22 protein-coding genes are annotated in these 20,541 nt (G+C 62.6%); 16 read left to right on the top strand and 6 right to left on the bottom strand.

Annotated elements, in window-relative coordinates:
- Positions 1–59 precede the first annotated feature (59 nt).
- From fabG to fabD, 4 genes are read right to left on the bottom strand one after another with little or no spacing between them, the layout of a single operon-like run.
- Positions 60–797 (bottom strand): 3-oxoacyl-[acyl-carrier-protein] reductase, encoded by a 738-nt coding sequence (gene fabG / locus NKH30_RS03765; protein WP_352471093.1) that lies wholly within the window; start codon positions 795–797, stop codon positions 60–62.
- A gap of 54 nt (positions 798–851) precedes the next feature.
- Positions 852–1,118 (bottom strand): type II toxin-antitoxin system RelE family toxin, encoded by a 267-nt coding sequence (locus tag NKH30_RS03760; RefSeq protein ID WP_352471092.1) that lies wholly within the window; start codon positions 1,116–1,118, stop codon positions 852–854.
- A complete protein-coding gene (gene relB, locus NKH30_RS03755) occupies positions 1,102–1,323 on the bottom strand; it encodes a type II toxin-antitoxin system RelB family antitoxin (protein WP_352467166.1) in 222 nt (73 codons plus the stop codon). The genes NKH30_RS03760 and relB overlap by 17 nt, the downstream gene beginning before the upstream one ends.
- A gap of 52 nt (positions 1,324–1,375) precedes the next feature.
- Entirely contained in the window at positions 1,376–2,353 is a 978-nt protein-coding gene (fabD, locus tag NKH30_RS03750) for an ACP S-malonyltransferase (RefSeq protein WP_352471091.1), read from the bottom strand.
- A 247-nt stretch (positions 2,354–2,600) separates the two neighbouring features.
- Here fabD and NKH30_RS03745 point away from each other — a divergent pair, with 247 nt between their 5' ends.
- On the top strand, positions 2,601–4,526 hold the full coding sequence (locus NKH30_RS03745; RefSeq protein ID WP_352994240.1) for an LTA synthase family protein: 1,926 nt from the start codon (positions 2,601–2,603) through the stop codon (positions 4,524–4,526).
- Positions 4,527–4,557: 31 nt separating this feature from the next.
- Here the strand turns inward: NKH30_RS03745 and NKH30_RS03740 are convergent, their stop codons facing one another.
- Positions 4,558–6,102 carry a pilus assembly protein TadG-related protein gene (locus tag NKH30_RS03740; RefSeq protein ID WP_352994237.1) on the bottom strand — a complete coding sequence of 515 codons (1,545 nt, stop codon included), beginning with the start codon at positions 6,100–6,102 and terminating at the stop codon, positions 4,558–4,560.
- Positions 6,103–6,553: 451 nt separating this feature from the next.
- On the opposite strand from NKH30_RS03740, the gene rpsF reads away from it, so the two are divergent.
- The 14 genes from rpsF to NKH30_RS03670 all read left to right on the top strand — a co-directional run bounded on the left by rpsF (position 6,554) and on the right by NKH30_RS03670 (position 18,700).
- Positions 6,554–7,054, top strand: a complete 501-nt coding sequence (gene rpsF / locus NKH30_RS03735) for a 30S ribosomal protein S6 (RefSeq protein WP_292663863.1) — start codon at positions 6,554–6,556, stop codon at positions 7,052–7,054.
- On the top strand, positions 7,054–7,302 hold the full coding sequence (gene rpsR / locus NKH30_RS03730) for a 30S ribosomal protein S18 (protein ID WP_006203718.1): 249 nt from the start codon (positions 7,054–7,056) through the stop codon (positions 7,300–7,302). Before rpsF ends, rpsR begins: the two co-directional genes overlap by 1 nt.
- Before the next feature lie 272 nt (positions 7,303–7,574).
- Positions 7,575–8,159 (top strand): 50S ribosomal protein L9, encoded by a 585-nt coding sequence (gene rplI / locus NKH30_RS03725; RefSeq protein WP_352542730.1) that lies wholly within the window; start codon positions 7,575–7,577, stop codon positions 8,157–8,159.
- Between the two features lie 153 nt (positions 8,160–8,312).
- Positions 8,313–9,602, top strand: a complete 1,290-nt coding sequence (locus NKH30_RS03720) for a cyclopropane fatty acid synthase (RefSeq protein WP_352471088.1) — start codon at positions 8,313–8,315, stop codon at positions 9,600–9,602.
- 82 nt (positions 9,603–9,684) lie between these two features.
- Positions 9,685–10,008, top strand: coding sequence for a YnfA family protein (locus tag NKH30_RS03715; protein WP_352979841.1), 324 nt, complete (start codon positions 9,685–9,687; stop codon positions 10,006–10,008).
- Between the two features lie 3 nt (positions 10,009–10,011).
- Complete coding sequence (locus NKH30_RS03710; RefSeq protein WP_352979840.1) at positions 10,012–10,980, top strand: small ribosomal subunit Rsm22 family protein; 969 nt, start codon at positions 10,012–10,014, stop codon at positions 10,978–10,980.
- 206 nt (positions 10,981–11,186) lie between these two features.
- Entirely contained in the window at positions 11,187–12,677 is a 1,491-nt protein-coding gene (locus NKH30_RS03705) for a replicative DNA helicase (RefSeq protein ID WP_352471085.1), read from the top strand.
- A gap of 168 nt (positions 12,678–12,845) precedes the next feature.
- Entirely contained in the window at positions 12,846–14,264 is a 1,419-nt protein-coding gene (gene radA, locus NKH30_RS03700) for a DNA repair protein RadA (protein WP_352471084.1), read from the top strand.
- Between the two features lie 47 nt (positions 14,265–14,311).
- Positions 14,312–14,983 (top strand): CvpA family protein, encoded by a 672-nt coding sequence (locus tag NKH30_RS03695; RefSeq protein WP_023677716.1) that lies wholly within the window; start codon positions 14,312–14,314, stop codon positions 14,981–14,983.
- Between the two features lie 125 nt (positions 14,984–15,108).
- A complete protein-coding gene (gene purF / locus NKH30_RS03690; RefSeq protein ID WP_023677717.1) occupies positions 15,109–16,578 on the top strand; it encodes an amidophosphoribosyltransferase in 1,470 nt (489 codons plus the stop codon).
- Positions 16,579–16,604: 26 nt separating this feature from the next.
- A complete protein-coding gene (locus tag NKH30_RS03685) occupies positions 16,605–16,895 on the top strand; it encodes a hypothetical protein (RefSeq protein WP_352994234.1) in 291 nt (96 codons plus the stop codon).
- Positions 16,892–17,638, top strand: a complete 747-nt coding sequence (locus tag NKH30_RS03680; RefSeq protein WP_352994231.1) for an SDR family NAD(P)-dependent oxidoreductase — start codon at positions 16,892–16,894, stop codon at positions 17,636–17,638. The genes NKH30_RS03685 and NKH30_RS03680 overlap by 4 nt, the downstream gene beginning before the upstream one ends.
- 80 nt (positions 17,639–17,718) lie before the next feature.
- On the top strand, positions 17,719–18,348 hold the full coding sequence (locus NKH30_RS03675) for a hypothetical protein (RefSeq protein WP_352871477.1): 630 nt from the start codon (positions 17,719–17,721) through the stop codon (positions 18,346–18,348).
- A gap of 130 nt (positions 18,349–18,478) precedes the next feature.
- A complete protein-coding gene (locus NKH30_RS03670; RefSeq protein WP_023677720.1) occupies positions 18,479–18,700 on the top strand; it encodes a hypothetical protein in 222 nt (73 codons plus the stop codon).
- Positions 18,701–18,734: 34 nt separating this feature from the next.
- Here the strand turns inward: NKH30_RS03670 and NKH30_RS03665 are convergent, their stop codons facing one another.
- A complete protein-coding gene (locus NKH30_RS03665) occupies positions 18,735–19,241 on the bottom strand; it encodes an OsmC family protein (protein ID WP_352471081.1) in 507 nt (168 codons plus the stop codon).
- Between the two features lie 320 nt (positions 19,242–19,561).
- Between NKH30_RS03665 and NKH30_RS03660 the strand changes: the two genes are divergently transcribed.
- The gene (locus tag NKH30_RS03660) at positions 19,562–20,470 is read left to right on the top strand and encodes a DMT family transporter (RefSeq protein ID WP_502899634.1); all 909 of its coding nucleotides are present in this window, start codon (positions 19,562–19,564) and stop codon (positions 20,468–20,470) included.
- Positions 20,471–20,541 lie beyond the last annotated feature (71 nt).

The raw sequence follows: 20,541 nt of genomic DNA, 5'->3' as shown, positions 1-20,541 counted from the left end.
GGCGGCATTACACGAAAAATCCCGTGCATCCAAGACGGAATGAAGCGTTTTCCCAAGTGTTAGATCATTGCCATGCCGCCATTCACATGAATGGTCTGGCCGGTGACGTAGGCTGCCTCGTTGGAAGCGAGGTAGGCGACGGCTGAGGCGACTTCGGCGCCCGTGCCCATGCGCCGGGTCGGGATCGCCGCCATGATCGCCTCTTTCTGCTTGTCGTTGAGCTTGGCGGTCATCGCGGATTCGATGAAGCCCGGGGCGACGCAGTTGACGGTGATATTGCGGGTGGCGATCTCCTGCGCCAGCGATTTGGAAAAGCCGATCATACCGGCTTTGGAGGCGCAATAGTTGGTCTGGCCGGGATTACCCATGACGCCAACCACTGAAGTGATGTTGATGATGCGGCCATGGCGGCGCCGCATCATCGGATGGGTAAGCTCGCGGGTCAGCCGGAACACGGCGGTCAGGTTGACCTCGAGCACGCTATCCCAGTCGGCGTCAGCCATGCGCACGAACAACCCGTCCTTGGTGATGCCGGCATTGTTGACGAGGATGTCGACGCCTTCGAGGTCAGCTTCCGCCTTCTGGCCGAGCGCCTTGACGTCGTCGCGGTTGGAAAGATTGGCCGGGAAAAGCTTGACCCGGTCGCCCAGTTCGGCGGCCAGCGCCTCCAATTTCTCGATACGTGTGCCATGCAGGCCGACGATGGCGCCCTGGCCGTGCAGCACGCGGGCGATCGCCTCGCCTATACCTCCCGATGCGCCGGTGACGAGCGCCTTGCGGCCGGTCAATTCGAACATGCTTTATCCTCTTCCCAAATCGTACTGGCCAATCATACGGGCCGGTGAGTTCGGCTATCTGTAAACGTTGCCGCGGTGGCCTATGGTTACCACCAGAATGACGAGCCGGTTATCCTGCACATCGCAAATGATGCGATAATCCCCGACGCGATATCTCCAAAAGGTTGCGAGCGGGCCCTTCAGCGGTTTGCCGAGTTCACGCGGGTTGTCGAGAACGGCAATGCGGTTTTCAATAAAATCACGGATACGGTGACGTGTCTGCGGATCCAGTTTTTCGACAAATTTTCGCGCCGAGTGGGCGTATTCAAGCGTCCAGGCCACGCCAGAAGTCCTCGGCTCTCATGACGTCTTCTTCACCACGCCTGATCCGCTCAACGACTTCGGCAGCCAGGTAGTAATCCTCCAAGTCCTCCAGACCACGTTCAATGAGCTCGCGCAGATAGTAGGCCTTGCTGCGACCAGTCTTGGCCGCGAGAAAATCCAGGCGCTGCTCGACTTCAGGAGAAAGGCGGATCGATGTGGGCATGCCGCACCTTGTTGCGATACATGTATTCATGTAGCGGCAAGCACTGATGAATTCAAGCTACGTGGTCACCCAAGGCGGCAAGTGCCGTCTCGACCTCCGCCGCCGATCCGATGCTGCTGGTGGCAATGTCGCGGTTGATGCGGCGGGCCAGCCCCGACAGCACCTTGCCGGCGCCCACTTCGTAAAGCGTCACAACGCCGTTGCTGCCGAACCACTCCACCGTTTCGCGCCAGCGCACGCGCCCGATCACCTGTTCGACGAGTCGGCGGGCGATCTCGTCGGGATCGCTCGTCGGGGTCACCGTAACATTGGAGACCAGCGGCACGACCGGCGCACTCTTCGTCACGGCGGCCAGCGCCTCCCGCATGATCTCGGCCGCAGGCTTCATCAATGCCGAATGGAAGGGCGCCGAGACCTGCAGCATCAGCGCCCGCTTGGCGCCCTTCTCCGTGCATAGCCTCGCCGCCAGTTCGACCGCTGGCCTGGCGCCGGAGATCACCAGCTGGCCGCCGCCATTGTCATTGGCGATCTGGCAAACCAAGGCTTGTGCGGGATCTTTGGCGGCGCCCTGGGCGGCCTCTGCGCAAGCGGCTTCGACGTCGGCCTGTTCCAGCCCGATGATCGCCGCCATGGCGCCCTCGCCGGCCGGCACAGCCGCCTGCATGGCATTGCCGCGGATGCGCAACAGCCGGGCGGCGTCGGCGACCGAAACGAAACCTGCGGCCGCAAGTGCCGAATATTCGCCGAGCGAGTGGCCGGCGACATAGGTGACCTTGCCGTTCAGGGAGAAGCCGCGCGCCTCCAGCGCCCGGATTGCGGCAAGCGACACCGCCATCAGCGCCGGCTGGGCGTTGGCGGTCAGCGTCAGCGTCTCTTCCGGGCCTTCCCAGATCAGCTTCGATAGGTTTTCGCCGAGCGCGTCGTCAACTTCCTCGAAGATCCGCCGCGATTCCACAAAGGTATCGGCGAGGTCCTTGCCCATGCCGACAGCCTGGCTGCCCTGCCCCGGAAAGGTGAATGCGATGGCCATCGGCGGCTCCCAGCTGCTGGTTCACGTTGCCTGTGACGCAAGGCGTGCGGCCAAGTCAAGTCCAACCTTGATCGCGTAATATCGGCCGAGTGCCTGTTTCGGCAGGCTTTTTGGCGATCACTCATGATGAAAACCGCTCACGATTTGTTTGCTGGCTCTTCTTATTTCCGCCACAGGCGCTAGGCTTTGCGTGACAGTTCGATGACAATCGAGTGACGCTTTTGTTGCGGGCCGGGGAACTATTGAAGTGGCAAAGACCAAGCAGAGCGCAGCCGAGGCGGCGCCCCAGTTTCTTGAAGGCGATCCGTCGACCGGCTATCTGCCGGCGCGCAAATGGCCTGTCATCCGCTATGGCCTTATCAGCTTGCTGGCTGCGGCCATCCTTGTGTTTGCCATCGAACTGATCGTGCGCGGCAACTTTGCCGGCACCATTGATTTCTTTCTGCAGCCTTTCAAACCCGGCTGGACCACGATCATCATTTTTGCGCTGATCCTCATCGGCCTCGACGCCGTGCTCGGCCGCAGTCATCAGAGCCTGATGATCGTCGCGCCGCTGACATTGTCGCTGGCGTTCGTCGGCCACCAGAAGTCGCTGTATCTCGGCGATCCGCTCTATCCGACCGATTTCCTTTATTCCCGGCAGATCGTGGCACTGATGCCGCTTCTGGTACGCGATCGCCCGGGAACCGCCATTGCCCTGGCGATCGGCATCGTCGGCGGGCTGTCGCTGCTCGTCTATGGCTGGCGGCTATGGCGCCGCCGCGTTCCGGCGCTCAGCCACAAGGGCCGCCTTGCCCGGCTGACGCTGACAGTACCGCTGATCGCCTTCTTCGTTTCCATCATGGACTATGCCACTTTCTCGTGGACGCGCGACCGGCTGCAGATCATCCCGATCATGTGGGACCAGAAGGAAAACTATGCCTCAAACGGTTTTGCGCTCGCCTTCGCGCTTAACGTTCCGATGGCGCATGTCTCGGCGCCGCCCGGCTATTCCGACAAGGCGATCGAAGCGATCGGCAAACCGCAGGTGACCGCCTCGGTACCTGCCGAGAAGCCCGACATCATCGTCGTCATGAGCGAATCCTTCTGGGATCCGACCAAGCTGCCTGGCGTCACCATCACACCCGACCCTATCCCCAATGTGCGGGCACTGCGCACGGGTTACATGTTCTCGCCCGAGTTCGGCGGCATGACGGCCAACATCGAGTTCGAGGCCCTGACCGGCTTTTCCAACGCCTTCCTGCCGGCGGGCAGCATTCCCTACCAGCAATATGTGCGGACACCGACTCCCTCGCTGGCGACCTTCCTGAAAAGTCAGGGCTACCGGGCGCGCGCCATCCATCCCGGCACCAATTGGTTCTGGAACCGGGGGGCCGTCTATGCCGATTTCGGCTTCAACGACTTCAAGTCCGAGGAGACGTTGCCGCCCATGCAGAAGCGCGGACCGCTCGCGTCGGACGCTGCGATGACCGACGAGATCATCCACGAAGCCGATACCAGCGCCGAGCCGGTGTTCCTTTTCGCCGTCAGCCTGCAGAACCACGGGCCGTATGAGCCGTATCGCTATAACAATCCGACCCACAAGGTGCAGGCGCCGATCAGCCAATGGGCGCGTGAATCGCTGTTGAGCTATGCCGAAGGCTCTTCCGACGCGGACCGCGGCCTCGAGCGGCTGATCGAATGGGCGAAGAAACGCGAGCGGCCGACCGTCATCGCGTTCTTCGGCGACCATCTGCCGCCGCTTGGGCCGGTCTACGTCGAGACCGGCTTCCTGAAGGACAATGTTGCGCCGCGCAAGGAGGCGGCCGACCAGATGCTGCTGCACCACCAGACGCCGCTGATCGTCTGGTCGAATCGCAGCGGCCCGACCGAGGATCTGGGCGCCGTCAGCCCGTCCTTCCTGCCCTACCATATCCTGAAGACAGCCGGCATCAGCCATCCCTATTACACCGGCTTCCTCGGACAGTTGCGAGAGCGCTACCGCGTTATCGACCGCAATTTGCTTTTGGCACCGGGGGGCGACGCCACCCCCGATTGGTCGCGTCAGAAAGAGATCGATCCGGCAATCCGCGACTTCCGTCTGCTGCAATACGACATGATGTTCGGCAAGCGCCATGCGGCGCCCGATTTCTTCCCCGAAACCACAGGCAAAGTGGCTGCACACACGAGTTGAGCAGCGGCGGCGGGAGAGCGGCCGACGTCGTTCAGTTCGTCAAGTGCAGCTGCGAAATCGAGCTTCCGATTTTCAGGAAGACGCCTTCGAGCTGACTGACGTCGTTGGTCGGGTAATAATCCGACGGCGACGATGCGCAGGCCTCGTAGAGCTTGCGGTTGGCTGCGGTGTCGGCCTGCAGCAGCACTGTGAAGATCTGCACGTCCTGCTTCTTCAATGTGTTGCATACATTGGTTGTCCAATCGTCGACATTGCGCGCAGCCGCGGTCTGGTCGCTGGATCCAAACCGACCCGAAGCCAGGAATCCGTAGGAGCCATAGTCCGACTTCTGTGGCGTATCCTTCGCGCCATAGACAACATTCTCGCCGTCGGTGAGCAGCAGCACCGTTTTGGTCGTGCCTGACGCCCTGAACGGCGCGCCGTCGCTGTAAGGCGGTGCCGGCGAGAGCACCCGCATCCCCCATGACAAGCCTTCCGAAACATTGGTCCCCGAGCCGTTCCATTCGATCATCTCACCGACGGCCTTCCGCAATTTGTCGAAATCATCGGTCAGCGGCACTATCGGCGTCGGACAGGCCCGGTTTGGGCCGATAGTCAGTGGGCCTCTCTTGTCGTTGATGAGCTTCATCGTCGAAACACTGTACTTCGCCATGTCGCTGGTGAGGCCGGGAAGCAGGGTGACGACGGTATCGTCGAGATAGGAATTGTTGTAGCCGGTCGCTGAATTGCCGTAGGAGCTGTTTGGATTTCTAGCGTTACCTGGATCGTCCGGCGCGAAATAAGGTACGAACAGGGTGTCCGGTTTGTTTTGGTCGGGCGAAATGTCGGAAACATTGTTGGTTCCTGGCCGCGCTTCGACACAGCCTCTCCATTCGACGCCCAATTGCTTGAACAGATCCATATGGTTGACGCGCTTGCCGCCGACCGAGGGGAAATTGGCGCCGTTGTTCGGCGATTTGCCGGCCATGTCGATCCAGGCCGGATCGTAGTCCTCGCCCTTGACGTTGACCGCGGTGACGAACGGCACCACCGCGACACGTACGCTGCGCGTCGGCGACTTCGCCGCTTCGAGCATATCGATCAGGGCCGTTGCCGCCGTCCGCAATGCGCCGATGCGATCGTTGCTGGCCATCGACCCGGTATTGTCGAGCACCAGCACGACTTCGAGCTGATTGGTCGATTCGACGGCGCCGGCATCGACGGTGATGCGCCTGTCGTTGCCGAACAGGAAGGCGAAGTTCAAATTGACGTCCGCCGTGGCGACAGCTTTGGTCTGGATGTAATTGAGGCCCCTTTCCACGGTAAGCGTCGCTTCGGCGTTCCTCAACTCGCTGTGGCCGGCGACATTGGTCTGGAAGTAGCGGTCGAAGACGTCCTTGCGCGAAGCCTCGATGTCGCCGAGATGCGAAGATGCAAGGTTCGCGGCATCGAGCGCATTCTGCAAGCTGACCTTGGCCCTCATCAAGGTGGACACGTCCACGGCAAAGGCGACGGCGGTCAGAACCGCAGGCAGCCCGAACGCCAGCATCAGGGCAAAGTTGCCGCTCTTCGAACGGCAGAATTTGTCGAAAAGCATTTTTGTCCCCAAACCGCCTGCTGCCGAACTCGCGCAGACTGTTTGCTTTTGCATCCGCATGATGAACGAGGGGTTGCCGCCACGCCCGCCGGTGCTGGAACTTCGCATGGTGGTTAAGGTCCGGTTTCAGGAATCCGTAAGCCTTGCCGTCGAGGCCCGTGGCGCTCTGGGACGTTAGGGCCGTTTGCTCCGTGGTTTGGCCTTGCTTTGCGGTCAAATTCCTGTATAGACGCCCGCAATCTGCCGGTCCTTGCTGGGGGCTGAACGGAGGGCCGGAGGTTTTTCGAATCCTTCGCGTGAAGCCAGAAGCGCTTCCGCCTCCCGTGTCTCCGCTCTCGACCGTCTCGTCATGCTCCTTTCTTCCCCGCTTCGCAAGGATTGCGGGTCAGAGAAGTTGCAGAGGCTTTTGCCGCCGGGAACCGGGAGAGAAACGAAGAAAGGCATAAACACTATGGCTCTATACGAACATGTGTTTCTTGCCCGGCAGGACCTCTCGCAGCAGCAGGTCGATGCGCTTGTCGAACAGTACAAGGGCGTCATCACCGCGAATGGCGGGTCCGTCGGCCGGGTCGAGAACTGGGGACTGAAGTCCCTCACCTACCGGGTCAACAAGAACCGGAAGGCATATTATACACTCATGGACATCACCTGCCCGCCGGCCGCGCTCAACGAGATGGAGCGCCAGATGGGCCTGTCCGAGGACGTGCTGCGTTTCCTGACCATCAAGGTCGATGCGCATGAGGAAGGTCCGTCGGCAATGATGCAGAAGCGCGAAGAGCGCTCGGAACGCGGCGGCTTCGGCGATCGCGACCGTGGCGATCGTGGCCCGCGCTCATTCGGCGACCGCGATCGCGGTGACCGTGGTGATCGTCCGCCGCGCAGCTTCGGCGATGGCGGTGCCGATCGTGGCCCGCGCCGTCCGCGCGAAGGCTTTGAAGGAGCCGCAGAATAATGGTCGACATCAACCAGATCCCAACCCGGCGCCCCTTCCACCGTCGCCGCAAGACCTGCCCGTTCTCCGGCGCCAATGCGCCGAAGATCGACTACAAGGACGTGCGGCTTCTGCAGCGCTACATCTCCGAGCGCGGCAAGATCGTTCCATCGCGTATCACCGCCGTAAGCCAGAAGAAGCAGCGCGAGCTCGCCAAGGCGATCAAGCGCGCCCGCTTCCTCGGCCTGCTGCCCTACGTGGTCCGCTAACACTGATTAGTTGACCATGATCTTATCCGAAAACCGGTTTCCACTTTTCGGGATCATGGTCTAGCCAGCGGGCGGTTCGCCGCCCGCTTTTCACCGGCCACGACGGGCGTAGCCGGATCGAACACCAAATCCCGGGTTGGATTTCGACAAGAGATCCTAACTGCCGCGACAGGCAGGACAGCGACACAGGCGGCGACGCCCCAGCTTCCTGACCTGTTCCAGACAACTCGGCGCCGATCCTGAGGACAGCGCCCAAGCGAAGGAACAAAACCATGGAAGTCATTCTTCTCGAACGCGTTTCCCGCCTCGGCCAGATGGGCGATACCGTCAAGGTCAAGGACGGGTTTGCCCGCAATTTCCTGCTGCCGCAAGGCAAGGCGCTGCGCGCCAACGAAACTAACAAGAAGAAGTTCGAGGGACAGCGGGCCCAGCTCGAAGCCCGCAACCTGGAGCGCAAGTCCGAAGCCGCGCAGATTGCAGAAAAGCTCGACGGCAAGAGCTTCATCGCCGTGCGCTCGGCCGGCGAAACCGGTCAGCTTTATGGTTCGGTCTCGACGCGCGACATCGCCGAGCTGGTGACGGCGGAAGGTTTTTCGGTCAACCGCAACCAGATCCTGCTCAACCAGCCAATCAAGACCATCGGCGTCACCAATGTGGCGATCGCGCTGCACCCGGAAGTCGAGGTTACCATCACGCTCAACATTGCCCGCACGGCCGACGAAGCCGAGCGCCAGGCCAAGGGCGAAACGCTGACCACCGCCGAAGCCATCTACGGCGAGGACATCAACGATAATGCGCGGCCGGAAAACTTCTTCGATCCGAATGCGGAGTTCGAAGGCGGCGAAGACAACGGCTGATCGTCATTCGTCGGCATTCGCCGGCTAATCACTATTCTGGACCAATGCCCGGGCCTCGTACCCGGGCATTTTTATGCCAAATGGAACTTTTCGAACCCCTATATCTTGATGCAGAATAGGACAGCATGTCTGGCCGAGAGGGGACAATTGGTCATGAATATTCTGCTGAAACGCGTTCTCGACCGCCTGGTCCGCACAGGCAATCTCAAGGTGACAGGGCCGCAAGGCTCGATGGTGACTTTCGGTGACGGCAGCGGCGAGCCGGTGCACATGCACATCAAGACAAGGCATGCCGAGCGCGCAATAACCTTCGATCCGATGCTGGCGGTGCCGGAAGCCTACATGGACGGTGAACTCGACATTCTCGAGGGCGGCGTGCTGGGGGTGATGCGGATTGCCTTCCAGAACATGGGCAGCGGCGGTATCGATGCCACCTGGTCGAAGGCCATCGAAGGTCTGCGCCACGCCTTCCGGCGCCTGCAGCAGATCAACACGGCGTCGCGGGCGCGCCGCAACGTGCAGCGCCATTACGATCTGTCGGGCGACCTCTACCGCCTCTTCCTCGATGAGGACATGCAATATTCCTGCGCCTATTTCGAGCAGCCGGACATGACGCTCGACGAGGCACAAGCGGCCAAGAAGCGCCATATCGCCGCCAAGCTCAGGCTGAAGGCCGGCCAGACGGTTCTTGATATCGGCTCCGGCTGGGGTGGGCTTGGGCTCTATCTAGCCAAGGCGTTCGACGTCGACGTACAGGGCGTGACGCTGTCGACCGAGCAGCACGGCGTCGCCACCGACCGCGCCCATGCGCAAGGCCTGCAAAACCGGGTGCATTTCGACATCAAGGACTATCGCGAACTCAATGAACGTTTCGACCGCATCGTCTCCGTCGGCATGTTCGAGCATGTCGGGGTCAATCATTTCCGCACCTTCTTCGACAAGTCGGCGACGCTGCTGAAGCCGGACGGCGTCATGCTGCTGCACACGATCGGCCGCTCCGGCGTGCCGTGGGCAACCAGCGCCTTCATCCGCAAGTACATCTTCCCGGGCGGCTACATCCCGTCGCTATCCGAAGTGATGCCGGCCATCGAAAAATCGGGGCTCGTCGTCACCGACATCGAGGTTCTGCGGCTGCATTATGCCGAGACGCTGAAGCATTGGGGCGAGCGCTTCGCGGCCAACCGCGACAAGGCCAGGGCGATTTATGACGAGCGCTTCTGCCGCATGTGGGAGTTCTATCTTGCCGCCTCGGAAGCTGCCTTCCGCTGGCAGGATCTGGTGATCTTCCAGATCCAGATTGCCAAGAAGAACGACACGCTGCCGATGACGCGCGACTACATGGCCAGTTGCGAGAAGGCGCTGGAGATGCGCGATCTTGGACGTCGCGAAAAGGCTCCAGTTGCCAAGCCCACTCGCCGCCGCAAGGTGGCGGATCCGGAGTAGACTGCCGGCATCACGCCATCGCCACTTGCCATTGCCGGCCGGCACGCTGAAAAGGGTCCCGTCAAACGCGGGACCTTTTTTCATGACCTACCTCCTCTACGTCGCCGCCGCACTTGCCGAGATCGCCGGCTGCTTTTCGTTCTGGGTGTGGTGGCGGCTGGACAAGTCGCCGCTGTGGTTGGCGCCCGGTCTCGTCTCGCTCGTGCTATTCGCGTGGCTGCTGGCGCTGGTCGACACCAGCGCGGCGGGCCGGGCCTACGCCGCCTATGGCGGCATCTACATTGCCCCCTCGCTGGCCTGGCTGTGGCTGGCGGAAGGCGTGCACCCCGACCGCTGGGATCTTGCCGGTGCCGCGATCTGCATCGTTGGCGCCTCGGTCATTCTGCTCGCACCTCGGACTGCCTAAGCGATGGAACTGCCCGTCCCGCTTAGACAAGGCGTCGACCGCCTTCTCGAACAGGTGCCTTTGCCGATGCTTAAGCAAGCGGCAAAGACGCTGTCGGACCGCTACCGCGCAGAGTTGCGCGACGGTCGCCTGCACATGGCCGAAGACATGGCGGTGAAGGCCTATCTGGCAACGCGGCTACCGGCGACCTATGCGGCCGTTCGCGCCAGCCTCGATGCGGTGGGCGAGTCTCGGCCCGCCTATGCTCCGAAGACCTTGCTCGATGTCGGCGCCGGCCCTGGCACGGTGCTTTGGGCCACAATCAATCTCTGGCCGGATCTCGAACAGGCGGTGCTACTCGAGGCCGGCGCCGCGGTACGAAGGGTCGGCGAAGCACTTGCCGCGGATGCGATCACGGCCAGGACCGCCTGGCGGACCGGCGACATCACCATCGACCTGGTCGATCTGGAGCCGGCCGAGCTGGTGACTTCAGCCTATGTGCTGGATGAGATCGCGCCGGCATCGCTGGCAAAACTCGTCGACCGGCTCTGGCAGCTGACCGCAGACACGCTGCTGGTGGTCGAGCCGGGCACGCCGGCCGGCTGGCAGCGTATTCTTGCCGTGCGGCGGCAGTTGATCGAGGCGGGCGCGCACGTGCTTGCGCCCTGCCCGCATGAGGCGCCCTGCCCGCTCGTTGCCCCCGACTGGTGCCATTTCGCCCGCCGCGTCGCCCGCTCGCGCCTACACCGTCTGGCCAAGGATGCCGAGGTGCCGTGGGAGGACGAGAAATTCATCTTTGTCGCGGCCTCCCGCCATCCGGCCGCTCCGCCTCGAGCGCGAGTGATCGCACCGCCGAAGTCGGGGTCCGGCAAGGTCTTGCTGAAGCTTTGCGAACAGGATGGGGGTGCTGCCGAGCGACTGTTCACCAAGCGCGACGGCGAGACGTTCAAGGCCGCGCGGCGACTGGATTGGGGTGATGCCTTGCCGGAATGACCGGCAGCTATTTTCCTGTTTTGTTCTCGCCCGAGAACGGCTAGGCTCGCCATCTTGATTCGAGTCAATCGAGATTCTTTCCACCGAAAGATCCTGGCTGTGAATCGCGGGCATCAAAGTTGGTTGGTTAGGGACTGATGCAGATAAGTCATCACCGACTTGTCTCGTTCTGATATCGAGAGACGGGGATCAGGACCGGGGACATCATGGCAGAGGCAGCACGAAAATTCGGCGTGGCGGAAACACCGCTCTATCGCGAGGCGCCGAACAATATCGAGGCCGAGCAGGCGCTGCTCGGCGCCATACTGGTCAACAACGATGCCTTCTACCGCGTCTCCGACTTCCTGAAGCCCGGCCATTTCTACGAGCCGCTGCATAGAAAGATCTTCGAGGTCGCGGCCGAGCTCATCCGCATGGGCAAGATCGCGACGCCGATCACGCTGAAGACCTTCCTGCCGGCCGACGAGAAGGTCGGCGACATGACGGTGGCGCAATATGTCGTGCGGTTGGCGGTCGAGGCCGTCACCGTCGTCAACGCCACCGACTATGGCCGCGCCATCTACGATCTGGCGACGCGGCGCGCGCTAATCACTGTCGGCGAGGACATGGTCAACATCGCCTATGACGCGCCGGTCGACATGTCGCCCTCCGACCAGATCGAGGATGCCGAGCGGCGCCTGTTCGAATTGGCCGAAACCGGCCGCTACGATGGCGGCTTCGAGAGCTTCACCGATGCCGTCAAGACCGCCGTCGACATGGCCAATGCGGCTTATATGCGCGACGGGCATTTGTCGGGCGTTGCTACCGGCTTGCGCGATCTCGACCGCCGCATGGGCGGCCTTCAGTCGTCCGACCTGATCATCATTGCCGGCCGCCCCGGCATGGGCAAGACGTCGCTCGCCACCAATATCGCCTTCAACATCGCCGAAGCCTATGTCCCGGCGCAGCAGGCGGACGGCTCGTTCAAGGCGGCCAATGGCGGCGTCGTCGGCTTCTTTTCGCTCGAAATGTCATCCGAACAGCTGGCCACCCGCATTATTTCCGAACAGACGGAAATCCCGTCGTCGAAAATCCGGCGCGGCGAGATCAGCGAGATGGATTTCGAAAAGCTGGTCGCCTGCTCGCAGACAATGCAGAAAATCCCGCTGTTCATCGACCAGACCGGCGGCATTTCCATCGCTCAGCTGTCGGCCCGCGCGCGTCGCCTGAAGCGCCAGCGCGGCCTCGACGTCATCGTTATCGACTATATCCAGCTGATGCAGGGATCGAGCGCGAAATCCTCGCAAAACCGCGTCCAGGAAATCACCGAGATCACCACCGGCCTCAAGGCACTAGCCAAGGAGCTGGCGGTGCCGATCATCGCGCTGTCGCAGCTGTCGCGCCAGGTCGAGAGCCGCGACGACAAGCGCCCGCAGCTTTCGGATCTGCGCGAATCGGGTTCCATCGAGCAGGACGCCGACGTGGTGCTGTTCGTCTACCGCGAGGAATATTATCTGAAGAACCGTGAGCCGAAGCCGGGCACCGACGAATACATTAAGTGGGAACACGAGATGAACGAGATGCGCGGTAAGGCCGAGGTCATCGTCGCCAAACAGCGCCACGGCCCAACGGGATCGGTCAGCCTCGCCTTCCAGGGCGAATTCACCCGCTTCTCGGACCTTGCGGAAGAGCATCATATTGCGGAGAGGTTTGAGTAAGCGTTTGGCAGATGTCGCAACAAGAATGCGGGAGTACGGCGTTCCTTCACGCCCCCCTCTGTCCTGCCAGACATCTCCCCCACGAGGGGGGAGATTGGAGATGTCCGGCAGGACAGAGGGGGGCGCTGTCCCGCCGACCTGTCTTTCAATTGCCGCAGGCCGCGCCTGATGGCCAAATCCCGCATTCAGTTCATCTGCCAGAATTGCGGTTCGGTGCATCAGCGCTGGGCTGGCAAATGCGATGCCTGCGGCGAGTGGAACACGCTGGTTGAGGAAGGCACGTCAGGCGGCATAGGTTCCGGCCCGGCCAATACGCGCAACGCCCGCAAGGGCCGCGCGGTGGTGCTGACCAGCCTCTCCGGCGACATCGAGGACGCGCCGCGCATCGTCTCCGGCATCGGCGAACTCGACCGCGCCACCGGCGGCGGCTTCGTGCGCGGCTCGGCGCTGCTGGTCGGCGGCGATCCCGGCATCGGCAAGTCGACGCTGCTCACCCAAGCCGCGGCCGCGCTGGCGGCAAAGGGCCACCGCATCGTCTATGTCTCGGGCGAAGAGGCGGTCGCGCAGATCAGGCTGCGCGCCCAGCGGCTCGGCGTCGCCGACACCCCGGTCGAGCTCGCCGCCGAAACCAATGTCGAGGACATCCTCGCCACCATCGCCGATGGTAAGCGGCCGGATCTGGTCATTCTCGATTCGATCCAGACGCTGTGGACCGATATGGCCGATTCGGCGCCCGGCACGGTGACCCAGGTGCGTGCCGCCGCCCAGGCGATGATCCGCTACGCAAAATCCACAGGGGCGGCGATCGTTCTGGTCGGCCACGTCACCAAGGAGGGCCAGATCGCCGGACCGCGCGTCGTCGAGCACATGGTCGACGCGGTGCTCTATTTCGAGGGCGAAGGCGGCCACCACTACCGCATCCTGCGCACGGTCAAGAATCGCTTCGGGCCGACCGATGAGATCGGTGTCTTCGAAATGTCGGACAAGGGCTTGCGGGAAGTCGCCAACCCGTCCGAGCTTTTCCTCGGTGAGCGCCATGCGAAGTCGCCGGGTGCCGCGGTTTTCGCCGGCATGGAAGGCACACGGCCGGTGCTGGTCGAGATCCAGGCGCTGGTGGCGCCATCGACGCTGGGCACACCGCGCCGCGCCGTCGTCGGCTGGGACGGTGCCCGGCTGTCGATGATCCTGGCGGTTCTGGAAGCCCATTGCGGCGTCCGCTTCGGCACGCACGACGTCTATCTCAACGTTGCCGGCGGCTACCGCATTTCGGAGCCGGCGGCCGACCTGGCAGTGGCGGCGGCACTGGTTTCCTCGCTCACCGGTCTTGCCCTTCCCGCCGATTGCGTCTATTTCGGCGAAATCAGCCTGTCGGGTGCGGTGAGGCCGGTTGCGCATGCGCAGCAGCGCCTCAAGGAAGCCGAAAAGCTGGGTTTCGGACGCGCGGTTCTGCCCTTGGGCAGCGAGGAACTTGTTGGTGGTAATGCGGTCGGGGGGATCGGAGCCAGCGCTTTCCAGCCCACCGAGCTTGCCGATCTCGTGGCGCGAATAGCCGGCTCTCGGCGCAGCCGCGCCGACGAGCAAGAGTGATGCGGCTCGTCGGGCCGTGAAAAAGAGATCGGAGTGGGGCGAAAAACATGCCGATTACGCTGCTTGACGGAATTCTCGTCGGCTTCACCCTGGTCTCGGCGATGCTCGCTATGGTTCGCGGCTTTTCGCGCGAGATCCTGTCGATCATCTCCTGGGCAGCCGCCGCGGCCGCCGCCTTCTTCTTCTACAAGCCGGTGCTGCCTTACATTCAGCCCTATGTCGACAACGAAAAGGCCGCCATGGCGGCGGCCGCCGGTATCGTCTTCATTGTCGCGCTGATCGTCGTATCGGTCATCACCATGAAGCTCGCCGACTGGATCATCGATTCCAGGATCGGCGCGCTCGATCGTACACTTGGCTTCCTCTATGGCGCGGCGCGCGGCATCCTGGTCGTCGCTGTCGCGCTGCTTTTCTTCAATTGGCTGGCCGGCGCCAAGGCTCCAGGCTGGATTGCCAACGCCAAGTCAAAGCCATTGCTCGAATCGATCGGCGCCAAGCTCGAAAGCCTGCTGCCCGAGGATCCGGAAAACGCCATCCTCAACAAGCTCAATCCGAATCAGCCGGCCACCGAGACGCCTCTGGCCCCCGACGCGCCTGCAGCGGAAGCCCCTGCCGCCGGCGACGACGCCACTGCTCCGGCACCCGACGACAGCGATGCGCCGCCGGCCGACAATGCGCCCGCGACGCCGGCACCTGCAAACCCGGCGCCGGCAAACTGATTTCGACGGACTTGCGAGGCTCAAGACTGTCGATCATGTGAACGCCGCACGACGTGCGTTGCTTTCGATGCGCTATGACCTTATATGGCGACTTTAGCGGAGCTTGAGCCCCAATGGCAGCCTCAGTGGCAGACGCAGACGACGTGCTTTCCGCCGAAGCCGACGACCATTTCCACGACGAATGCGGCGTGTTCGGCATTTTCGGCCGGCAGGACGCCGCAGCCATCGTAACGCTCGGTCTGCATGCGTTGCAGCATCGAGGCCAGGAAGCGGCCGGCATCGTTTCCTATGACGGCACCCAATTCCATGTCGAACGCCATGTCGGCCTGATCGGCGACACCTTTACTAAGCAGCGTGTCATCGACAGCCTGCAAGGCAACCGTGCCATCGGCCACACACGCTATGCCACCACCGGCGGCGCCGGTCTGCGCAATATCCAGCCTTTCTTCGCCGAACTTGCCGATGGCGGCTTTGCCGTCGCCCATAACGGCAATCTCACCAACGCCATGACCGTTCAGCGCGCCCTGCAGAAGCAAGGCGCCATCTTCTCTTCCACCTCCGACACCGAAACGCTCCTGCACCTGGTTGCCACCAGCAAGGAGCGCGACCTGAATTCGCGCTTCATCGATGCGGTGCGCCAAGTCGAAGGCGCCTTCTCGCTGGTGGCGATGACGTCCAAGAAGATGATCGGGTGCCGCGACCCGCTCGGCATCCGCCCGCTGGTGCTCGGCGATCTCGACGGCGCCTGGATTCTCGCCTCCGAGACCTGCGCGCTCGATATTATCGGTGCGCGTTTCGTACGCGACCTGAAGCCCGGCGAAATGGTCGTCGTCACCAGCAAGGGCATCGAAAGCCTGTTCCCGTTCGAGCCACAGAAGACCCGCTTCTGCATCTTCGAATATGTCTATTTCGCGCGGCCGGATTCGTCGGTCGAAGGCCGCAACGTCTATGAAGTGCGCAAGCGCATCGGCGCCGAGCTGGCGCAGGAAAGTCCGGTCGAGGCCGACATCGTCGTGCCGGTGCCGGATTCGGGCACGCCGGCGGCGATCGGCTTTTCGCAGGCCGCGGGCATTCCGTTCGAGCTCGGCATTATCCGCAATCACTATGTTGGCCGCACCTTCATCCAGCCCGGCGATTCGATCCGCCACATGGGTGTCAAGCTCAAGCACAACGCCAACCGCCGCATGATCGAAGGCAAGCGCGTGGTGTTGGTGGACGATTCGATCGTGCGCGGCACCACCAGCCAGAAGATCGTCCAGATGGTGCGCGATGCCGGCGCCAAGGAAGTGCATATGCGCATCGCTTCGCCGCCGACGCGCGCCTCCTGCTTTTACGGCGTCGACACACCGGAAAAGTCGAAGCTGCTGGCGTCGCGCATGTCGGTGGAGGAGATGGCCGAGTTCATCCGCGTCGATTCGCTCGGCTTCCTGTCGATCGACGGGCTCTACCGCGCCGTCGGCGAGGCAGGCCGCGACAACGAGCAGCCGCAATTCTGCGACGCCTGCTTCACCGGCCAGTATCCGACCCGGCTTGCCGACTTCGAAGGCTCCGACAATGTGCGCACGCTGTCGCTGTTAGCGGCCGGCGGGTCGTAGAATTCCGATCCGGACGGAGGTAAGACATGAGCGCTCGACGAGGCTTATGGCAAGGCCTCAAGGATTCACTCTCATTTGCAAAATCCTTGCTCAAAGATCAGATTAGATCTGAGGTCGATATCGATACGCCTCTCGGCAATGGATTTCTTTTCTGTCAAGTTAGAGAGGCGAGAGAAACCCAAGACAAGTATGTCGTCGTCAAAGCTATCGGTGGTGATGCAACGGTTTTTGTCCCTCTTGATGAGAATTCCGCCAAGCAATTGATTTCCTTCATTCAGCTGTCGTTCTTAGACCAGCAACCCAAGAATAGCTCATGACCCCTCCCCTTGACCTTTCCGGCCGCGTTGCGGTCGTCACCGGCGCCTCGCGCGGCATCGGCTATTTCATCGCCAGGGGGCTTGCCGCCGCCGGTGCGCATGTGATTGCGGTTGCCCGCACCGTCGGCGGGTTGGAAGAACTCGACGACCAGATCAAGACAGGTGGCGGACAGGCGACGCTGGTACCGCTCGATCTTGCCGACATGGCGGGGATCGACCGGCTGGGCGGCGCCATCCACGAGCGCTGGGGCAAGCTCGACATACTGGTCGCCAACGCCGCCGTGCTCGGCGTCATCGCCCCGATCGGCCATGTCGAGGCCAAGACCTTCGAGAAGGTGATGACCATCAACGTCACCGCAACATGGCGGCTGATCCGCTCGGTCGACCCGCTGCTCAGGCTTTCCGATGCCGGCCGTGCTATCGTGCTGAGCTCCAGCCTTGCCCACTCCGCACGCGCCTTCTGGGCGCCTTATGCGGCGTCGAAGGCGGCGGTCGAGGCCATGACGCGTTCATGGGCGCATGAGACCGAAAACCTCCCGCTCAGGGTCAATGCCGCCGATCCCGGGGCAACGCGCACCGCGATGCGGGCGCAGGCGGTACCCGGCGAGGATCCTGAAACACTGCCGCACCCTTCGGAGATCGCCAAGCGAATCGTGCCGCTGGCCAGCCCCACGCTCAAGGAGACCGGGCTGATCTTCCAGGCCAAGCACAATCGCTTTGTCGCCTACCGGCAGCCGGAGTAGCCACACATCGCATTTTGCCGGAAGAATTGCGCCGGCACCAACGTTGTTCGGGTGCCACAATTCGAGAAACGGAGGACCATATGCGGAGACTGCTTCTCTTGACTGCCACCGCGCTGCTTGCAGTGATCGGCGCCGCGTCGTCGCAGGAGGCAACGATGAGCTTTTTCGTCACCAGCGTCGGCTCTGGCAAAGGCGCCGATCTCGGCGGTCTCGCCGGCGCCGACGCCCATTGTAGTTCACTGGCCGAAGCCGCGGGCGTTACCGGCAAGACATGGCGCGCCTATCTCTCGACCAGCGATACCGATGCACGCGACCGTATCGGCAAAGGCCCGTGGTTCAACGCCAAGGGCGTCAAGATCGCCGATGATGTCGCTTCCCTGCATAGCGATGCCAACGCCATCACCAAACAGACGGCACTCGACGAAAAGGGCCAAATGGTCAACGGCCGCGGCGACGCGCCCAACCGGCACGACGTGTTGACCGGCTCCAAGCCGGATGGCACGAAAATAGCCGACCAGACCTGCGGCGACTGGACGCTGAGCGGAGCAGAAGGTGTGGCGATGATGGGTCATCACGATCGTACCGGCCTCGATGATTCGGCAGCCGCCAAATCGTGGAATTCCTCGCATGCGTCACGCGGTGGCTGCAGCCAGGAAGCGCTGAAGGGCACCGGCGGCGACGGCCTGTTCTATTGTTTTGCGGTGAACTGAACCAAAACGACCCGACATCACGTGGCTGTGATACCGTGGCTTAACGCCGCGCTTTGGCCCAGCTTTCGCCGCTGGGCCGGAGTTGCTAGGATCGTGCGACTCCCAAAACAAGCAGAGCGAGGAAATACTCATGGCGACACCGAGCGTAGCGTTAGTCTGGTATCTGGTGATCGCCGGCCCGCAAGGCGGCATGGTCGTGCTGCCCAGCACATTCGACACCCGCGAACAGTGCGCCTTCGCCATAACCGAATACCAGAAGCAACCGACGCCGGCCGGCTGGTCGGTGCAGTGCGTGCCGAGCGCCTCGCCCTTCGCCGACGAGGGCGACGCCGAGGAGCCGTCGGCGCAGTAGGACAGCGTGATCTCCCCACTTGAGGGGGAGATCGTCAGCGTCGCGCGCTTACCGTCAGCTCCGGCTTCTGGCTGATGGTCTGCAACACGACGCAGTAGCGCTCGGTCAGCTTGAGCAGCGCATCGATGCGCTCCTGCGGCTCGTCGGTGTCGAGGCCAAATGTCAGCCGGATGGCGCGGAAGCCAACCGGCGCATCCTTTGCCACGCCAAGCGTGCCGCGAAAGTCCAGGTCGCCTTCGGCTTCCACCGTGGCGGCCCCAAGCTTGAATTCCAGCGCCGTCGCTACCGCCTTCAGCGTGACGCCGGCGCAAGCCACCAGTGCCTCCAGCAGCATGTCGCCGGAGCAGAGTTCGAGCCCGGTGCCGCCGGTCGCCGGATGCAGCCCGGCAATGGCGATCGCCCTGCCTGTCTCGACCTTGCAGGCGATCGATTGGTCGTCGATCGAGCCTTTGGCGCGGAGAGTAATCAGCGCGCGCGAGGCGTCGTCGCGATAGGCCACCTTCAGCGGCGCCTGCATGGCCTTCAATGCGATCGCGTCCATTTCGTTTCTCTCCCATAGTTGCCTGGCTTCGCTGCCTAACGGCGATGCCGCCTGCCCAAACGCAAGTCCCCGCTGGCGTAGCGCTTGGCAGGGTTTCGCCGGTATAGCCTGACAATACGGGGAGCATCCAACGCCATCACACCGTCTCTCGCAACACATTCGTAAGGCCGCCGGACATATGGCCGATATCGCCATCGTGAAAACCCGCGAACGGGCTCTTGCCGGAATCCTGTTCACCGGGGCTGCCTACCTGCTGTTTTCGATGCAGGACGCCTCAAGCTGACACTATGGTGTCAGGAAGGGCAGCGTAGGCTGGTGAGATGACGGGATCGCTGGACATGCCATGCACAGTGGAAAGCGCCCGCGAGCGTACCCTCGGCATCATACTGGTCTCGGCATCGGCGGCCGTCTTCGGCCTCACCGGCGTGCTGACCAAATCGATCCATGCCGACCCCCTGACCATTACCTGCTGGCGCGGCTTCGTCGGCTCGATCCTGATCAGCCTCTATGTCCTATGGCGCCGCCAGCGCTCCGGCGGTCGCGACAGCTTGCGGCTCGGCTGGCGAGGCTGGCTGCTGGCGATCGAGGGCGCGCTCGCAAGCATCGCCTTTATCTCGGCGTTCAAGTTCACCTTTGTCGCCAATGTCGCGATCATCTATGCCACGGCCCCGTTCGTCACCGCGCTGCTGGCCCTCCTGTTGGTCCGCGAGCCGTTCCGGCTGCAGACGCTTGCCGCCGCCGCTGTGTCATTATGCGGTGTGGCAATCATGGTCTGGTCCGGCTTCGGCACCGGCCATTTGTTCGGCGACGGGCTGGCGCTGCTGATGACGATCGGCAGCGCGCTCTACATGATCATGGTGCGCGCCTTCCGCGACACGCCGGTGGTGTGGGCGGGTGCGGTGTCGGCATTCCTTTTGTTCGTGCTCGGCTGGTTCGTCGCCGATCCGCTGGCTGTCTCGGCCAGGGACGCTGTGCTTCTGGCCACCTTCGGCGCCTCGTTCGCGCTGGCTTCGATCCTGTGGACGGAGGGCACCCGGCTTATTCCGGCGGCCGAGTCCGGATTGCTGGGTTCAGCTGAAGTGCCATTCGCGATCCTGTTTGCCTTCCTGTTCCTGGCGGAGATCCCGCCGGCAGCCAGCATGGTCGGTGGCGCCATCGTGCTTTGCGCGGTGTTCGCTCACGCCGGCCGCGACTGGCTGATGGCCAGGCAGCGCGCAGCGGATGCATGACCAATCCTCGCCGCGTCCGAGCGCGAGTTGGTGGTCCGATCACGAGAAATCCGGTCCTGAAAATTAATTTG

The sequence above is a fragment of the Mesorhizobium sp. M1273 genome, assembly GCF_040318195.1.
GTDB lineage: Bacteria > Pseudomonadota > Alphaproteobacteria > Rhizobiales > Rhizobiaceae > Mesorhizobium.
This window is presented reverse-complemented; position numbering and strand designations above follow the sequence as displayed.